Source organism: Devosia rhizoryzae, from assembly GCF_016698665.1.
Classification (GTDB): domain Bacteria; phylum Pseudomonadota; class Alphaproteobacteria; order Rhizobiales; family Devosiaceae; genus Devosia; species Devosia rhizoryzae.
On the sequence record NZ_CP068046.1, the window covers coordinates 1,718,935 to 1,734,947 of the forward strand.

The window sequence follows — 16,013 nt, forward strand, 5'->3', positions numbered from 1 at the left end:
AGCTCAAGTGCCGGGCCGGTGCTATCAGGACAAGGTTTGCCGCATCGCCGGCCAGTGGTTCCCGCGCCTGATGCGGAAAATATCGCTATTTGCCAGAAGTTTTGCTGGTGCAGGCACTGGCCCGGGCACATAGTGAACCTGGCCGCCTTCGCGCCGCTCTCCAGTTCATCGGATTAGGCTTTTGATCCGCGTTACCCCGCTCATCCTGGCGGTGGCCCTGTTCATGGAACAGATGGATTCCACCGTTATCGCCACATCCCTGCCGGCCATCGCCGCCGATATCGGCACCGAGCCGATCGCGCTCAAGCTCGCGCTCACCGCTTATTTCGTGGCCTTGGCGATCTTTATTCCGATCAGCGGCTGGATGGCCGATCGCTATGGCGCGAAAAATATTTTCCGGCTGGCGATCTTCGTCTTCATGCTCGGCTCTCTTGCCTGCAGCTTTGCATTTTCCCTCGAAAGCTTTGTTTTCTCGCGGTTTTTCCAGGGCATCGGCTCGTCGATGATGACGCCAGTGGGGCGCCTCTTGCTGGTGCGTTCCACGCCGCGCAACGAGCTGGTTTCGGCCATGGCGTGGCTCACGATCCCAGCTTTGGTGGCGCCGGTCACCGGCCCGTTGATCGGCGGGTTTTTGACCACCTATCTCAGCTGGCATTGGATCTTCTGGATCAACATCCCGATCGGCATTGCCGGCATAATCCTCGCTGGCATCTACCTCAAAGTACCGGACGAGCGAACGCCCCGGCCCGTCGATCTGGTTGGCTTCTTTATCGCGGCCATCGCTTTTTCAGGCACCGTGTTCGGCCTTTCGGTCGTGAGCCTGCCGGCCTTGCCGATCCTTTACGGCTACCTCACGCTTGCCGTGGGGGTCACGGCAGGGGTCATGTATCTTCTTCATGCGCGGCGCATAAAATATCCTCTGCTCGACCCGCGCCTTTTCCGTCACTCCCTGTTCCGATCCTCGATCACCGGCGGATCGCTGTTTCGCATCGGAGTGGGCGCCCTGCCCTTTCTCCTGCCGCTGATGCTGCAGCTCGGCTTCGGGCTTAACCCGTTCCAATCAGGCGCAATCACCTTCGTTTCGGCGATCGGCGCCATCATGAGCAAGTTCCTGGCAGAGCGCATGTTTGCCCGCTTCGGTTTTCCGCGCGTGCTGGGTGTCGCTGCAGCCTTTGGCGGCGTGCTGATCGCGGCACAGGGCCTCTTCACGGCCGAAACCGCGGTGCCGCTGATCATGGGCGTGCTGCTGGTGGGCGGCATTTTGCGCTCTATGTTCTTCACCGGCTCGAACGCCATCGGCTATGCCGACATTTCCGATGAGGAAGCGAGCCAGGCAACAGCGATCGTTGCCGTGGCCCAGCAGCTTTCAGTCGCCTTCGGCGTTGCCGTCGCCGGTGCGATCATCGAAATCTCGCGCCATTACACCGGCGGCGCCTTGTCGCTGATCAATTTCCAGATCGCCTTTTTCGTGGTGGGTGGCCTCAGCGCCCTTGCCGGTATTGTTTATTTCCGCCTGCCGCCCGATGCCGGCAGCACTGTTTCAGGCCACCGCGCCATAGCAAAAGAATAGCCGGCACGAACCGGCGCGGGAGGACCTTTGTCCCGGACGACACCGCTGATCCTGGCCACGGCCTTGTTCATGGAGAACATGGACTCCACCGTTATTGCGACCTCGCTCGCTGCGATCGCCGCCGATATCGGCACCGAACCGATATCGCTCAAGCTCGCGCTGACCGCCTATCTTGTGGCGCTGGCAATCTTCATCCCGATTTCAAGCTGGATGGCGGACCGTTTCGGCGCCCGGCGCGTGTTTCGCGTCGCCATGCTGGTCTTCATGATAGGGTCGCTTTGTTGCGCCTTTTCCGGTTCGCTGGAGCAGTTCGTCGGCGCCCGGTTCATCCAGGGCATGGGTGGCGCGATGATGGGGCCCGTGGCCCGTCTGGTGCTGGTGCGCATGACGCCGCGTCACCAGCTGGTCGACGCCATGGCCTGGCTCACCATTCCGGCGCTGATCGGCCCGATCGTCGGCCCGCCCTTTGGCGGCTTTCTGACGACGTTTTTCTCCTGGCACTGGATCTTCATCATCAACATCCCGATCGGAATGCTGGGCATCGTGCTGGTCGGCCTTGCCTTGCCCAATGACGAAAGGAGCGCACCGCGCAAGATCGATGGGCCGGGCTTCGTTCTGGCGGGCCTCGCCTTTGCCCTGTTTGCTTTCGGCTGTTCGGTGGTGAGCCTCCCCGCCCTGCCCCCTATCTATGGTGTCGTTTCCGCGGCGCTGGGCATTGGGCTTGGCTACATCTATGTGCGCCACGCGCTCTCGACCGAATATCCGCTGCTCGACCTGCGCCTCCTTGCTGTGCGCAATTTCCGCATCACCATGGTCGCCGGCACCTTCTTCCGGCTCGGCCAAGGCGCGGTGCCGTTCCTCTTCCCGTTGATGCTGCAGCTGGCTTTCGGCCTCACGCCATTTCAATCGGGCATGGTGACCTTTGCCGGCGCCGTCGGTGCGCTGGCCGCAAAGTTCGTCGCCAACTGGATCTTCGCCCATTGGGGCTTCAAGTATCCTCTGGTCGCGTCCACAGCCATCTCGGCCGCCGGTATCCTGGTCATGGGCTTTTACGAGCCCGGCACGCCGATCCCGCTGATGCTGGCCATCCTAGTCTTTACCGGCTTCTGGCAATCGACCTTCTGGACAGGCTCGAACGCCTTCACCTTCGCCGATGTCGAGGATAAGGATGCGGGCCAAGCCAACACGATGAGCCAGGTCTGGGGCCAACTCATGTTCGCCATGGGCGTCGCCCTCGGCGGTGGCACCCTGGAGCTTGCGCACCGGCTACGCGGCGGCGACGAACTGGCGCTCAGCGATTTCCACATGGCCTTCTATGTCGTGGCTGCCGTGGGCGCACTGGCCACGATCCTCTACCTGCGCCTGCCGCGCAATGCCGGGCACCAGCTCTCGGCGCGGGATGGGGTGCACTAAGAAGGCCCCCTCACCCGCCGCTTCGCGGCGACCTCTCCCCCATAGGGAGAGGTGGGTGCACAACCGCGTTCGTCGCGCAGCGACACCTCTCCCTATGGGGGAGAGGTCGGCCAACGGCCGGGTGAGGGGGCCTACCGCTCTTCTTCAGCGTTCTCAGCTACGTTCGAACCCTTGAACCCCTTCGCCACCAGATACGCCTCCGCCGAATCCTTGCGGCTCGATGGCGGCTTGATGTGAAAGGTCGTGTTGAAATGGCGCTTGAGCATATGCAGGAGCTCATGCTCGGTGCCACCCTGGAACACCTTGGCGACGAACGAACCGCCCGGCGCCAGCACCTGAATGGCAAAATCCGCTGCGATCTCGATCAGGTGCACGATGCGCAGGTGATCGGTGGCGCGATGGCCGGTCGTCGGCCAGGCCATGTCGCTCATCACCACATCGGCCTTGTGCCCGCCCAGCGCGTCGATCAGCAGCCCCGGCGCGTCGTCTTCGGTGAAATCCTTCTTGAACAGGATGACGCCGGGGATCGGATCCATGTCGAGATAATCGATACCCACGACCAGCGGGTTGGCATCGGTCGAGCCCACCGCCGCCGCCGCCACCTGCGACCAGCCGCCCGGTGCGGCGCCGAGGTCGACCACGCGGCTGCCCTTTTTGAAGAACTTCTGCTTCTCGTTCATTTCCTTGATCTTGAAGGCCGCGCGCGAGCGATAGCCTTCCGATCGGGCGCGGGCCACATAGGGGTCGTTGAGCTGGCGCTCGAGCCATTTAGTGGACGCGACCTTGCGCCCCTTGGCCGTCTTGACGCGGATCTTCAGATCCTTGTCGGACTTGCGCCCGCCGGTGCCCAGAGCCTTGCTATTGACCATTGCCAGCCCCCTTCGGATAGCGCCCAAAGCGCTTGGTGGTGCGATCGGCATCCATCAACGAGATCAGAATGCCTTCGCGCAAGCCCCGATCCGCAACGCGCACGCGTTCGGTCGGCCATTCGCGACGGATGGCTTCGAAGATCGCGCAGCCGGGCAGCACCAGATCGGCCCGGTCCTTGCCGATGCAGGGATGAGCGACGCGACGCTCGAATGGCATGTCGAGCAGCACGCGCATGGTTTCATCCACATCCTGCCGCTTCATCCAGAGACCGTCGACCTTTTGCCGCTCATAGCGCTCGAGGCCCAGATGCAGCCCGGCCAAGGTCGTCACCGTGCCCGACGTGCCGATCAGGTGCACCGGATGGGTGCCGATCATCTGCCGCAGCTTTTCGCGGCCGCGGAACTGGCGCAGGTGTTCCGAAACATAGCGCACCATGTTTTCGAACACTTCAGGCGTCACGTCGACGCCGCCAAAGCGCTCGGCGATGGACACGACGCCCACCGGCAGCGACTGCCAGGAGCGAATCGACGCCGACATCCGCCCCTGCGACCGCGGACGGCCGCCGCGGAAATCGAGCCACGCCAATTCCGACGAGCCACCGCCGATATCGAACATCAAGGCGCCCGAAGTTTCGCCATCGATCAGGTCGGCACAACCGGTGACCGCAAGCTCCGCCTCGGTGCGGCGATCGACGATTTCGAGATCGAGCCCGATCTCGCTTTTGACCCGTGCGAGAAAGGCCGGGCCGTTTTCCGCAGCGCGGCAGGCTTCGGTGGCGATCAGGCGCATGCGGGTCGGCTGGTGGTCGCGCAGCTTGTTACGGCACTGGCGCAACGCTTCCATGGTCCGCTCCATGGCGGCATCGCCCAGCCGCCCGGTAACCGACACGCCCTCGCCCAGGCGAACGATGCGGGTAAAGCCATCGAGCACGCGAAAACCGCGATCATGCGGACGGGCGATAAGCAGGCGGCAATTATTGGTGCCGAGGTCAAGGGCAGCGTAGAGCGGGCCGCGATGGCGGCGTTGGCCGGAAGATGGTGGCGTCCGCGGATCCGGTGCGGCAAGCGACGGCGCGCCTGCGCTGCGCCCCCGGCTGTCGCCGGATGGCTGACCGGGCCCTGCCTCGGCGCGCGGCGCCGATGCATTGGCGGACCGAGAAATATCGGTCACTTTTGCTCCTTGATGCGCGGTCGCCGAACCGGTTGACGATCCGCGCCCGAACGCACTTTTGTTTCGTGTCGAAGGCGAGGCTAGAGCAAGGGGCGTCCGAGCGCAATGGCGGTTCTGTTCATCCCCCATTCATCGAGACAGTCCAGGCCTCAAAAACTTTGCCACTGGAGCTTGCACTCTCTCCCCGCTTTGCGTAATGAAACCCCGCGCCGCGCTGCGAGCCACGCTCCCGCGCCGCCCAGCCGAGCAGGCTCTGCTGGGGAATAGTTCAATGGTAGAACAGCGGACTCTGACTCCGTCGATCTTGGTTCGAATCCAGGTTCCCCAGCCAGTCTTTTTCGATGATGCCGTCCAGGGCTAACTGCGAAAACCGGTGAATACCGGCGCAAATCCGCGCATGCGGGTCTAGCTGTAGCGGACTGCGGCAGCAGGAGACGCTTTGCCGTGGAAGGAGGTGATCGCCTCCGTCGACCCAGTCCTCATAGGAGACGCAAAGCTGCTTTAGGAGGGCAGCTTTGCAGACGCACGCAGGCTTGGTCGTCATATAGCGCAAGCACGTGCCCCTGGATCAAACGTCCTTAGGGCGGAAGATCTTGCGGCCGTCGGCTTCGACGATGCCGGTCTCGGGATGCCGCGCTGAGCTGCGTACGACGAGCTCGCCATTGTGGATGCGATGCTCGGCTTCGATTTCGCCCGAGGTGATCTGGTCCATGAGGATGTCGACAGTGGATTCGACCATTCGCTTGACCGGTTGGCTCATGGAGGTGATGCCGTAGGAGCGCCAGACGGCCGGACCGACATCGTCATAGCCGACGATGGAGATGTCTTCGGGGATCTTGAGCCCGAATTCGTAGCGCGCCACGTCCATCACCGCGACGGCCATGTGGTCGTTGGCGACAAACAGCGCCTCGGGCCGGTCAGGACGCGAAAACATCATGCGGGCCGCAGCTTCGGCCTCAGGCCGGGAGTAATTGCCGACTTCATAGGCAATCTCGGTAATGCCGTGACCTGCCAAGCCTTCAACATAGCCTTGGTGGCGGTCGCGATTGGTCGATGAGTTTTCAAGGCCCGCGATATAGCCAAAGCTCTTGTGGCCACCGGCGACGAGGAACTCGGCAATACGCTTGCCGCCTTCCCTATTGCGGGTGGTGACGCTCGAGACCGCGTCCCGCTCGGTGGTGCGGTTAAACAAGACGACCGGAATACCCGCGCTGGCACATTCTTCCGAAAGCTCTGAGGAAAGCGAGGTCGAGGCAAGGATGATGCCGTCGACGCGGTACTGCATCAGCTGGTCGAAAACCGGGTCGCTGTCGCGATCCATGAAGCCGGTGAACAGCAGCAAGTGGTAGTTTTCCGCAGCCAGCGCCCGGCCGAGTTCTTCGAGCACGTCGGGGTAGAAGAGGTTTTCCAGATAAGCCATCACCACGGCGATGATGCGCGAGCGGTTGGTGATCAGCGAGCGGGCGATGGCATTGGGCCGGTAGCCGAGCACCTTGGCCGAAGCCAGAACCTTCTGGCGAGTCTTGGAGGAAATGGATGCGCCCGGCGTGAAGGTGCGCGAGACAGCCGATTGCGAGACGCCGGCATGTTCGGCGACTTGCGAGGAGGTCACGCCCGCCTTTTTTACTCCGCCGTCCATCCGCCATCCACCAGAAGCGATGTGCCGGTGATCAGTGCTGCGGCGTCACTCGCCAGAAACACGATCGGGCCCATCAGGTCTTCCACTCTTCCCAGCCGGCCAAGCTTGATCTTGGAGAGCACCCAGTTTCTGAAGTCCGGGTCGCTCAGGTTCTTGGCCGTCAACTCGGTTTCGACAAATGTCGGGCACACCGTGTTGACCCGAATATTGTTCGGCCCGAGCTCGATTGCCATGGCCTTTGTGAGGCCCTCCACAGCATGTTTGCTGGCGGAGTAGACCGCGCGCGCCGGCCCGCCTACATGCCCCATCTGCGACGAGATGTGGATTATCGAGCCGGGCAGTCTCGCAGCCAGCAACCGCGCAACGATGGCCTGCGAGACAAAGATCGTCGCGCCTAAATTCAAGTTCATCACCGCCTGGTAGTTGGCGGGCGTAATCTGGGTGAAACTGGAGTGCCGCGCGGTGCCGGCCGAGTTGACGAGGATCTGGAACGGTTCGACATCGTCGACAAAGGTTTTGACAGTGTCGCTGTCGGTGATGTCGAGCGCCACGCCCTCGACCGCAAAATCGGCAGCAGCCATCTCGTTGACGACTGTTTCGATATCCGAAGCGGTGCGGGCGGCGATGGTCACCGCCGCGCCGGCCTCGGCCAGTGCCACCGCCGCACCCAGCCCGATGCCTCGCGTTCCCCCGGTGACGAGAGCACGCTTGCCGTCGAGGCGAAAGCTGGGGGTGCGGGGCAGTGTCATGGCTACTCGGCGGCTTGCGTGCGCGGTGCAGCGCCCGTGCCATAGGGCACGTTGCGACCGCCGTAACGGCGCACGCGGACATTGGCCTGTTCGGCGTGGCCGACAAAGCCTTCCAGCATCGAGAGGCGCGAGCCGTATTCACCGATCATGGCCGAGGCTTCGTCGGTGGTGACCGTTTGCCAGGTGCAGGTTTTCATGAACTTGCCGACCCAGAGACCACCGGTATAGCGCGCAGCCTTCATGGTGGGCAGAGTATGATTGGTGCCGATGACCTTATCGCCATAGGCAACATTGGTGCGCGGCCCTAGGAACAGCGCGCCATAGTTGGTGATGTTATCGCGGAACCACATATCGCGATCGGTCATCACCTGGACATGCTCGGAGGCGATGCGGTCGGCTTCGGCCAGCATTTCTTCGTAGCTGTCGCAGACAATGACTTCGCCGAAATCCTGCCACGACTTGCGCGCGATTTCGCCGGTCGGGAGAATTTCGAGAATGCGGTCGATCTCGGCCATGGTTTCGCGGGCGAGCTTTTCCGAATTGGTCAGGAGGATCGCAGGCGAGGTCGGGCCGTGCTCGGCCTGGCCAAGAAGATCGGTGGCGCACATTTCGCCGTCGACGGTTTCGTCGGCGATGACCAGGGTCTCGGTAGGGCCGGCAAACAAGTCGATGCCGACGCGGCCGAACAGCTGGCGCTTGGCTTCGGCGACGAAGGCATTGCCGGGACCGACAAGCATATCGACCGGGGCGATGGTTTCGGTGCCGATCGCCATGGCGCCGATGGCCTGGATGCCGCCGAGAACATAGATTTCGTCAGCGCCCGCCATGGCCTGCGCGGCGACCACGGCTGGGGCGGGCTTACCGCCAAACGGAGGAGCGCAGGTGATGACGCGTTCGCAGCCGGCGACCTTGGCGGTGATCACCGACATGTGGGCGGACGCAAGCAGCGGATATTTGCCGCCAGGAACGTAGCAGCCCACGGCGTTGATCGGCACATGCTTATGCCCAAGCGTCACGCCGGGCAGCGTTTCGACCTCGAGGTCCTGCATCGTATTGCGCTGCGCCTGGGCGAAGTTGCGCACCTGCGTCTGGGCGAATTCGATGTCGCTCAGATCCTGATCGGTAAGCTGGGACATGCACTCGTCAATCTCGGCCTGGCTCAGGCGAAAGTCCTTGCGCTCCCACTTGTCGAACTTGGCCGACAGTTCCTGGATCGCGGCGTCGCCGCGCTTTTCGATATCGGCGAGAATACCTTCCACGGTGGCGCGAACCTGACGATCCGCCTCTGCCCGTTCCTCGACATCCTTACCGCGCTTGAGCCAGATCGGCATTTTACGCCCTCCCGAATTCTGTTGCAGACAGTTTGCATACGTATGCAAGGTTTGTAAACGGCGACCTGCTGATCGTCGTAATATTCTTAGGTGAGCGCTGGTGGCCGTTGCACGGCATGATCGGTCGCGCGCTCAAAGGCGTCACCGATCTGAACGATGGTCGCTTCATCCCAGTGCTTGCCGACGATCTGCATGCCCATTGGCAAGCCATTGTCGAAGCCGATGGGCATGGCCAGAACGGGATGACCGCTGACGTTAAAGCCAATGGTGCGCATCGGCGTCCACACGGCTTCTTTTTCGAAGGGCGCGGCCAGCAGCGCCGTGGTCAGCGCACCAGCCGTGATCAGGGCATCGTGGCTGAGCAGAAGCCTGTCGACCTCAGCCCGGAACAGTTCCCCTGCCCCGCGCGCTCTGGCGAGTTCATCCTCGGTGACAGCAAGGCCGGCGGCCAGGCTCAAGAAAGCGCGGCGGCCGAAGTCGTCGGGACGATCACGCAGGCTCTGCGCATGATAGTCGAAGCTTTCCTTGTGAAGGATCGCGGCGGCGGCTACTTCGATGCTGTAATAGTCGGGAAGCTCGACTTCCTCGATGATCGCGCCAAGTTGCGACAGGGTCGAAATCGCCGTGTCTATGGCGCTCAGAACCGCCGGCGAGGTCTGGCTATCCTGGGCAAACCAGTTGCGGGCGTAGCCGATGCGCAGCCCCGATATGGACCGGCCAAGCTTTTCCGATGCCGATACCCCCGGCGGGAAATCGGCAATGACATCGAGCGTGGCGGCAGCCTCGGCAACGGTCGCGCTCATGGGCCCAACATGGTCCATGCTGTCCGACATCGGCAACACGCCGCTGCGCGGCACGAGGTCGAATGTCGGCTTCAGCCCCACGACGCCGCAATAGAAGGCGGGTCCGCGCAGCGAGCCGCCGGTATCGGTGCCCAGCGTCGTGCGCAGCAAGCCGCCGGCAACCGCCACCGCACTGCCGGACGACGAACCGCCAGTAATATGCTCGAGGCTCCAGGGATTTCGCGCTGGCGGAAAGGCGCCTCGATTGTCTGGGCCGACAGTGCCCCATTCATAAGTCGCAAGCTTGCCGATGACGATGGCGCCAGCATCGCGCAAACGCCGGACAACCTCGGCGTCTTTTTCGGCGAAGGCGTTCTTGCGTCCCGGGGCGTTCGCCGTCGTCGCGAGGCCCGATACGTCGATCAGGTCCTTGATGCCAACTGGAATGCCATGGAGGTGGCTGATGTCGACGCCTTCGGCAAAGGCTGCATCAGCCTCTTTCGCAGCAGCAAGCGCGCCTTCGCGATCGACCACGTAGAAGGCGCGATAAGCGCCATCGCGCGCCTCGATACGGCGCAAATAGGCTTCCACCAATGCGACCGAGGTCAGCCGGCCATCACGCAGGATATTGCCTTGCTCGAAGAGCGAGAGATCGAGCGCCATGTCTGCGGTCGCGTCGATCGCAGGCTTGGCGTTGGTCTCCACACACGCCAGGCCGTCGCTCATCCAGTCGGCAAGTTTTCGCACGCTTTCGGCCTCGTCAGCCGACAGCTGCAACCCGTGGCGCTGCACCGCCTCGTCGAAGACGGCGCGCTTTTCGTCGATGGTCTCAGCCACTCTGGCTTCTCCGGCAGGCATTTATCCAGCCGTAGCGATACGCTGACCGGTGGACCGGTCAAAGAGGTGGCAGGCACTTGGGGCGATGTTGACGCGCACCACGTCGCCGATTTCGGCGCGATAATCCTTGCCGACCTTGATCGACACCAGTTCACCGGCAACGCGCATCGAGATCATGGTCGCCTCACCCAGAAGCTCGACACTATAGATCGGCGCTTCGATGTGGGAATTGCTGTCGGCCAAGACAGCATCTTCGGCGCGGAAGCCGAGGGTCACCGGGCCGTTGAACTGCGTCGAGAGGCCATCGACGCGGATATGATCGCCGGTAAAGACGCCATTGTGGATTTCGCCGTGCACGAGGTTCATGGCCGGCGAACCGATAAAGCTCGCGACAAAGGTGTTTGCCGGTCGATCATAGATCTCCATCGGCGTGCCGACCTGCTGGATCAACCCATTGCTCATGACCACGACGCGGTCGGCCAGGGTCATGGCTTCGATCTGGTCATGCGTCACGTAGATGGTCGTGCGCTTGAGCGTATGATGAAGGTTCTTGATCTGCGCACGGGTCGAAACGCGGAGCTTGGCGTCAAGGTTGGACAGCGGCTCGTCCATGAGGAAGGCGTTGGGCTCGCGCACGATAGCGCGGGCAAGCGCGACGCGCTGGCGCTGGCCACCCGAAAGGGCCGCCGGGCGGCGCTGCAGGAAGTCATCTAGCTCGACCATTTTGCTCGCCGCCATGACGCGCTCATGGTGCTGCTCGGCCGGCACTTTGCGGACCTTAAGCGGGAAGCGAATGTTCTCGTAGACGGTCATGTTCGGGTAAAGGCCATAGCTCTGGAACACCATGGAAATGTCCCGGTCCTTGGGCTCGAGCTTGTTGACCAGCCGGTCGCCGATCCAGATTTCGCCTTCGGTAATGTCCTCGAGCCCCGCAATCATGCGCATGGTCGTGGTCTTGCCGCAGCCCGAGGGCCCCAGCAAAACAAGGAATTCCTGGTCGGCGATATCGAGATTGAAGTTGTCGACGCCGATGAAATTGTTCCAGCGCTTGGAGACGTTCTTGAGACGGATCTGGGCCATCGGAGTTAGCCTTTCACTGCGCCGGCGGTCAGGCCGCTGACGATCTGGCGTTGGAAGAAGAGGACGAGGATGAAGAGCGGCACTGTGGCCGAGACCACGGCGGCGACGGCGAACATGACATTGCCCTGCTCCTGCACCGAGCCAAGGAAGCTCGATATCTTGGGCACCATGGTCTGGTTGTCGCTGCTGAGCAGCATCGAGGTCACGGCAAAGTCGTTATAGGCCAGAAGGAAGCTGAAAAGGCCCGTGGTCACGACGCCGGGCCACATGACCGGGATGATGACGCGGCGGAAGGCTTCGAAGCGCGAACAGCCGTCGACCATTGCCGATTCATCGAGATCCTTGGGGATCGAGAGGAAGAAGGAATGCAGCATCCAGAGCGTGAAGGGCTGGTTGATCGCGACGAGCACGATGATCGACGTCGGCAGCACGCCCCAGATATTGAGCTCGAAGAAGGGCAGCAGATAGCCCGAAACGAGCGTAATGTGCGGCATGGCGCGGAACACCAGCGCGGCGATCAAGATCCAGAAGGCGTAGCGCTGACCTGAGCGGGCAAGCGCATAGCCCCCGAGCGTGCCGAGCGTCAGTGAGATCACCGTTACGGAAACGGTGACGATCGCGGTATTGGCGACGGCGCGCCAGAACTCGCGGGTCACCCAGGCGCCATAGTAACCGTCACCAGTGAAGGCGCTGCCCGTCTGGCGCTGGGTGAAGGGGCCGGTAATGGCGTTGATCCAGTTTTGCCGGGAAAAGAAGTCCGGCTCGACCTTGAACGAACCCCACACCGTCCACAGGAATGGGAAGGCAGCGAGCACAACCCAGACCACGAGGAAGCCGATGATGACGATGTTGAGGCCAAGCGGCCGACGCTGAGAGACTGCGGTGTCGGACATATCAGACCACCTTGTGGTTGAATTCGCGCCAGGTGCGGACCAGCACCGGGGAGAGCAGAATGATGACGCCGATGATGGTGATCACCGAAGTCGCACCAGCCGAGCCGAAGAGCTGCGCGTCGCCGGAAAGATCGTTGAAGATCAGCCAGCTGAGCGAAGTGGCATTGGCTTCGGCCGAGAAGCCGACGATAGGCTCGAAGACGCGGAAGTTGTCCATCAGCTGCACCAGCGCCACGAAGGTCGCAAGTGGCGCAAGATGAGGGATCACGACGTAGCGGATGCGCTCCCAGCGGCTGGCACCATCGATCATCGCCGATTCCAGCGTGTCGGCGGGAACGGTCTGGAGGCCGGCATAGAAGACGACGAAGCTGAAGGGTGCGTTGGTCCAGACGCCGTAGAACAGCAGGGACAGCCAGGTCAGCAACGGCGACTGGCGCAGCGACAGGGTCGGATCATCGAAGAGCACGCGCAGGTTGGCGCCGATAATGCCGTTCGGCTGGATCATCCAATAAAGGATCAGCGAGCCGATCAGTGGCGTGATGATCATCGGCAGAAGCGAGAAGAAGATGACCGGACCCTTGACCATCTTCGGCACTGTGTTGACCGCGAGCGCGATGATGAAGCCGAGTGCCATGGCGATCGGCGTCACCACGAAGCAAAAGACCAGCGTGAAGGCGAGCGCCTTATAAAGCGGCAGGTTGTAGATGCGGGTGACGATGTCGCCGATGCCATTGTTGTTGGCAAGGATGGCGCCGATCTCGTCGACCGCAAGGTGGCCGCGATTGAGGTAGGTTCCGAACCTGTTGAAGCGCCCCATGGGCTGCTCTTCACGAAGCTCGGCCATGGCAGCCGTGTCGACGCGGGTCTCGGTGGTGCAGCCGCCAAAGGGCTGGCAGCTCTCGACCTGAACCAGAATTCGACCGTGTTCGACATGGAAGCTCTGCACCACGACCGAGACGATCGGCAGGGCGATGAAGAGGACCATCGCGATCAGCGAGGGCAGGATGAAGGCAAAAAATGTCTTATGCGGCATCTGATGCCTCCCATACGCGGCAAATGAATGGAGCGCGGCGACAAGCAGCCGCCAACACCACGGCGTGGCCGCGGCGCGGGGTTGAAGGGGCCCACCACGAGGGAGGAGCAGACCCCTTCGAAGTCAAGTCAAGCCTCGGAAAGAGGCGCCCGACTTAGAGGTAGCCGCCTTCCTTGGCAGCAGTGTCATAGGCTGCCTTGACGTCGGCCAGAGCCTGAGCCGCATCTTCCGAACCGGCCATGTATTCGGCCAATTCAGCAGAGAGAGCGGTGTGGAGCAGGCCCATGTAAGGCTGCATCGGGTAGGCACGGGCACCGGCATTTGCGGTGGCGATCACGCCAACGGCGTTCGGGCCCGGCTCGTAGCCCTTGACCAGCCAGGTGGCAACGGTCGGGTTCGCCGCAACCATTTCGGGGTTGATGCCGTGGACCATGGCCTGGAACGAGGCGGCAGCGTCTTCGTCCGAGATGTTCTTGGCAATGGTGAAACCATCCCACCAGAGCGCCACAGCCGGAGTGGTGCCGCCGTTGATCACGGGAGCCGCCGCCAGAACGGTGTTTTCGACAACGCCTTCGGCAGCGCCTTCACCGTCGAGCATGTCGCCAGCGAGCGAACCCCACTGGACCATCATCGCGACATTGCCGGCTTTGTATTCGGCCTGGATGCCGTTGGCGTCGAAGGTCAGGTAGTCCGGATCCATGTACTGGGTCAGGGCGCGCATGGTTTCGAGCGTCTTCATGCCATTTTCGTTGTCGATGGCAAGTTCAGCCGAACCCGGAGCGAAGAATTCGCCGCCGGTGCCGAGATAGGTGTTGACGAATTCGGCGGCCAGATCCCAACCGGGCTTGTCCGAAGCGGCCAGCGGGTATTCCATCAAGCCGTCGGCCTTGATCTTTTCGGCAGCGGCGAGGATGTCCTCGTAGGACTTGGGCTCGGCAATGCCCGCCTGGTCGAGGATGTCCTTGCGATAGAAGAGGTGCTGGGCATTGCCCATAAAGGCGATGGCCATGGTCTTGCCATCGATCTTGATCAGCTGGTTCGGCTGCAGGTCAGCGCCATATTCGGCAACCAGATCGTCGAGCGGACGGATCAGGTCGTCGTTCATCAGCGGAACGATTGAGTTGTTGGCGACCACGGCAACCGAATATTCGGCCGGGTTGATCGAGAGAGCTGGAACCTGGAGGTTCTTGTGCTCGGCAGTGGCATTGGCCGTGACCGTGATGCCATCGGCAGCGCATTCTTGGGCGGTCGTGTTGATGAGGCGCAGCGCCTCGAAGTCGTTGGAAAGGATACGGACCGAACCGGTACCCTCGATCCCGCAGTCAGCGAATGCAGCGCCGGCGGTGAGGCACAAAACGCCGATTGATACAGTGGTTTTCAGCAAAATATTCATGGTCTCTCCTACCGGTGCACGACGCCCCATCGCGCCCCGCATCCCTTGTTGGCTTTAATTTCCCGTGGCCAAGATTGGCACTTTCGCATCCGCCAAATGGCCATTTGTCTTCCGCACGTCACAATTGCTAGGCCACCTTGCATACGAATGCAATCCTGAATTTAGCTTCGGTTAATGGGGGCAACTGGATGGGTTGCGGTGAAACATTCTGCCGGTGGAAGACCTCTCGCCCACGACGTTCCGGAGCGGCAGTTCGCTTCGCCCTGAACTTGCTGGCCAAAGGCAGACTTCCCTCTTCCCCTCAACAAAACTCCGTATAAACATGCGGCGTAGCCCGGCATGTTGCTGCGGGGCATTGGGGGATCGATGAGAGTTTTTGCGGCAGCACTAATGGCCATGATGTGCCTCACCTTTCCCGCCCTCGCCCAGGACGAAGACGAGATCGCACAGGCGATTGACTTTGCCATGCATGACGCGGCTTTCACCATGTACCACGAGATCGGGCACATGCTGGTGAGCGAGCTCAATCTGCCGGTCCTCGGCAAGGAGGAGGACGCAGCGGATGCTCTGGCTGTCATCATGCTGCTCAACGATGACAGCGACGAGAACAGCTACAATGCGCTGATCGATGCGGCCGATGGCTGGTACTTCAATGCCGTGAAATCGACCGGCAGCACGATCGAGGATTTCTCGTTCTACGACGAGCACAGCCTCGATATTCAGCGCGCCTATGCCATGGTTTGCATGATGGTGGGCAAGGAGCCGGACTATTTCAGCGAAGTCGCAGACGCCTATGAGTTCAGCGAGGATCGGCGGGTGGGCTGCGGCTATACCTATCGCCAGGCCAAGGCGGCCTGGGATGCGCTCCTTAAGCCCCACGCGGTGCGGAGCACGCAAGGAAAGCCGATCGAGGTGATCTTCGAGGACGCGGGGGACTATTCGGACTTCAGCCAAATTCTCAAAGGCCGTCAGGTGTTGGAGCACGCTGCGGACCTTGTGATGGAAAAATATGTCCTCCCCGCGCCGGTCACCTTCGTGGCCACCCAATGCGGCTCGGCCAATGCCTTCTACGATCCGAGCGAACGGCAGGTGACCTATTGCTATGAGCTCGCTAACGACCTCTTCTCGCTCTATGTGAACGACATCCTCGGCTATGGCGAGGAACAGTCCGCCGATGACGAAGAGGAAGAGTCCGCGGGCAATTTCCTCTCCAACGCCGTCCCGATTCAATAGCGCTTACACTCCTCGTGTTT

The 16,013-nt window shown here is 61.9% G+C and carries 13 protein-coding genes and 1 tRNA gene; 4 read left to right on the forward strand and 10 right to left on the reverse strand.

Annotated features, from left to right (window positions below):
- Window positions 1–181: 181 nt before the first annotated feature.
- Window positions 182–1,570: an MFS transporter gene (locus tag JI748_RS08540; RefSeq protein ID WP_201636832.1), complete on the forward strand. Its 1,389-nt coding sequence runs from the start codon at window positions 182–184 to the stop codon at window positions 1,568–1,570.
- 45 nt (window positions 1,571–1,615) lie between these two features.
- A complete protein-coding gene (locus JI748_RS08545) occupies window positions 1,616–2,983 on the forward strand; it encodes an MFS transporter (RefSeq protein WP_201637156.1) in 1,368 nt (455 codons plus the stop codon).
- Between the two features lie 131 nt (window positions 2,984–3,114).
- On the opposite strand, the gene JI748_RS08550 is transcribed toward JI748_RS08545, so the two are convergent.
- Together JI748_RS08550 and JI748_RS08555 are read right to left on the reverse strand one after the other, a co-directional pair.
- Complete coding sequence (locus JI748_RS08550) at window positions 3,115–3,852, reverse strand: RlmE family RNA methyltransferase (protein ID WP_201636834.1); 738 nt, start codon at window positions 3,850–3,852, stop codon at window positions 3,115–3,117.
- On the reverse strand, window positions 3,842–5,023 hold the full coding sequence (locus JI748_RS08555) for a Ppx/GppA phosphatase family protein (protein ID WP_233280645.1): 1,182 nt from the start codon (window positions 5,021–5,023) through the stop codon (window positions 3,842–3,844). The genes JI748_RS08550 and JI748_RS08555 overlap by 11 nt, the downstream gene beginning before the upstream one ends.
- Before the next feature lie 257 nt (window positions 5,024–5,280).
- Between JI748_RS08555 and JI748_RS08560 the strand changes: the two genes are divergently transcribed.
- Window positions 5,281–5,354, forward strand: a tRNA-Gln gene (locus JI748_RS08560).
- Window positions 5,355–5,591: 237 nt separating this feature from the next.
- On the opposite strand, the gene JI748_RS08565 is transcribed toward JI748_RS08560, so the two are convergent.
- The 8 genes from JI748_RS08565 to JI748_RS08600 form a co-directional block, all read right to left on the reverse strand.
- Window positions 5,592–6,635, reverse strand: a complete 1,044-nt coding sequence (locus JI748_RS08565; protein WP_233280646.1) for a LacI family DNA-binding transcriptional regulator — start codon at window positions 6,633–6,635, stop codon at window positions 5,592–5,594.
- An 11-nt stretch (window positions 6,636–6,646) separates the two neighbouring features.
- Entirely contained in the window at window positions 6,647–7,411 is a 765-nt protein-coding gene (locus JI748_RS08570; protein WP_201636839.1) for an SDR family NAD(P)-dependent oxidoreductase, read from the reverse strand.
- A 2-nt stretch (window positions 7,412–7,413) separates the two neighbouring features.
- The gene (hisD, locus tag JI748_RS08575; protein ID WP_201636841.1) at window positions 7,414–8,742 is read right to left on the reverse strand and encodes a histidinol dehydrogenase; all 1,329 of its coding nucleotides are present in this window, start codon (window positions 8,740–8,742) and stop codon (window positions 7,414–7,416) included.
- Between the two features lie 86 nt (window positions 8,743–8,828).
- Window positions 8,829–10,361, reverse strand: a complete 1,533-nt coding sequence (locus tag JI748_RS08580) for an amidase (protein WP_233280647.1) — start codon at window positions 10,359–10,361, stop codon at window positions 8,829–8,831.
- 21 nt (window positions 10,362–10,382) lie between these two features.
- Window positions 10,383–11,441 (reverse strand): ABC transporter ATP-binding protein, encoded by a 1,059-nt coding sequence (locus tag JI748_RS08585; protein ID WP_201636843.1) that lies wholly within the window; start codon window positions 11,439–11,441, stop codon window positions 10,383–10,385.
- Between the two features lie 5 nt (window positions 11,442–11,446).
- Entirely contained in the window at window positions 11,447–12,334 is an 888-nt protein-coding gene (locus JI748_RS08590) for a carbohydrate ABC transporter permease (protein WP_201636845.1), read from the reverse strand.
- A 1-nt stretch (window position 12,335) separates the two neighbouring features.
- Window positions 12,336–13,367 carry a carbohydrate ABC transporter permease gene (locus JI748_RS08595; RefSeq protein WP_201636847.1) on the reverse strand — a complete coding sequence of 344 codons (1,032 nt, stop codon included), beginning with the start codon at window positions 13,365–13,367 and terminating at the stop codon, window positions 12,336–12,338.
- A gap of 154 nt (window positions 13,368–13,521) precedes the next feature.
- Complete coding sequence (locus JI748_RS08600; protein WP_201636849.1) at window positions 13,522–14,760, reverse strand: ABC transporter substrate-binding protein; 1,239 nt, start codon at window positions 14,758–14,760, stop codon at window positions 13,522–13,524.
- Window positions 14,761–15,126: 366 nt separating this feature from the next.
- Between JI748_RS08600 and JI748_RS08605 the strand changes: the two genes are divergently transcribed.
- Window positions 15,127–15,993, forward strand: a complete 867-nt coding sequence (locus JI748_RS08605; RefSeq protein WP_201636851.1) for a DUF4344 domain-containing metallopeptidase — start codon at window positions 15,127–15,129, stop codon at window positions 15,991–15,993.
- Window positions 15,994–16,013: the final 20 nt, after the last annotated feature.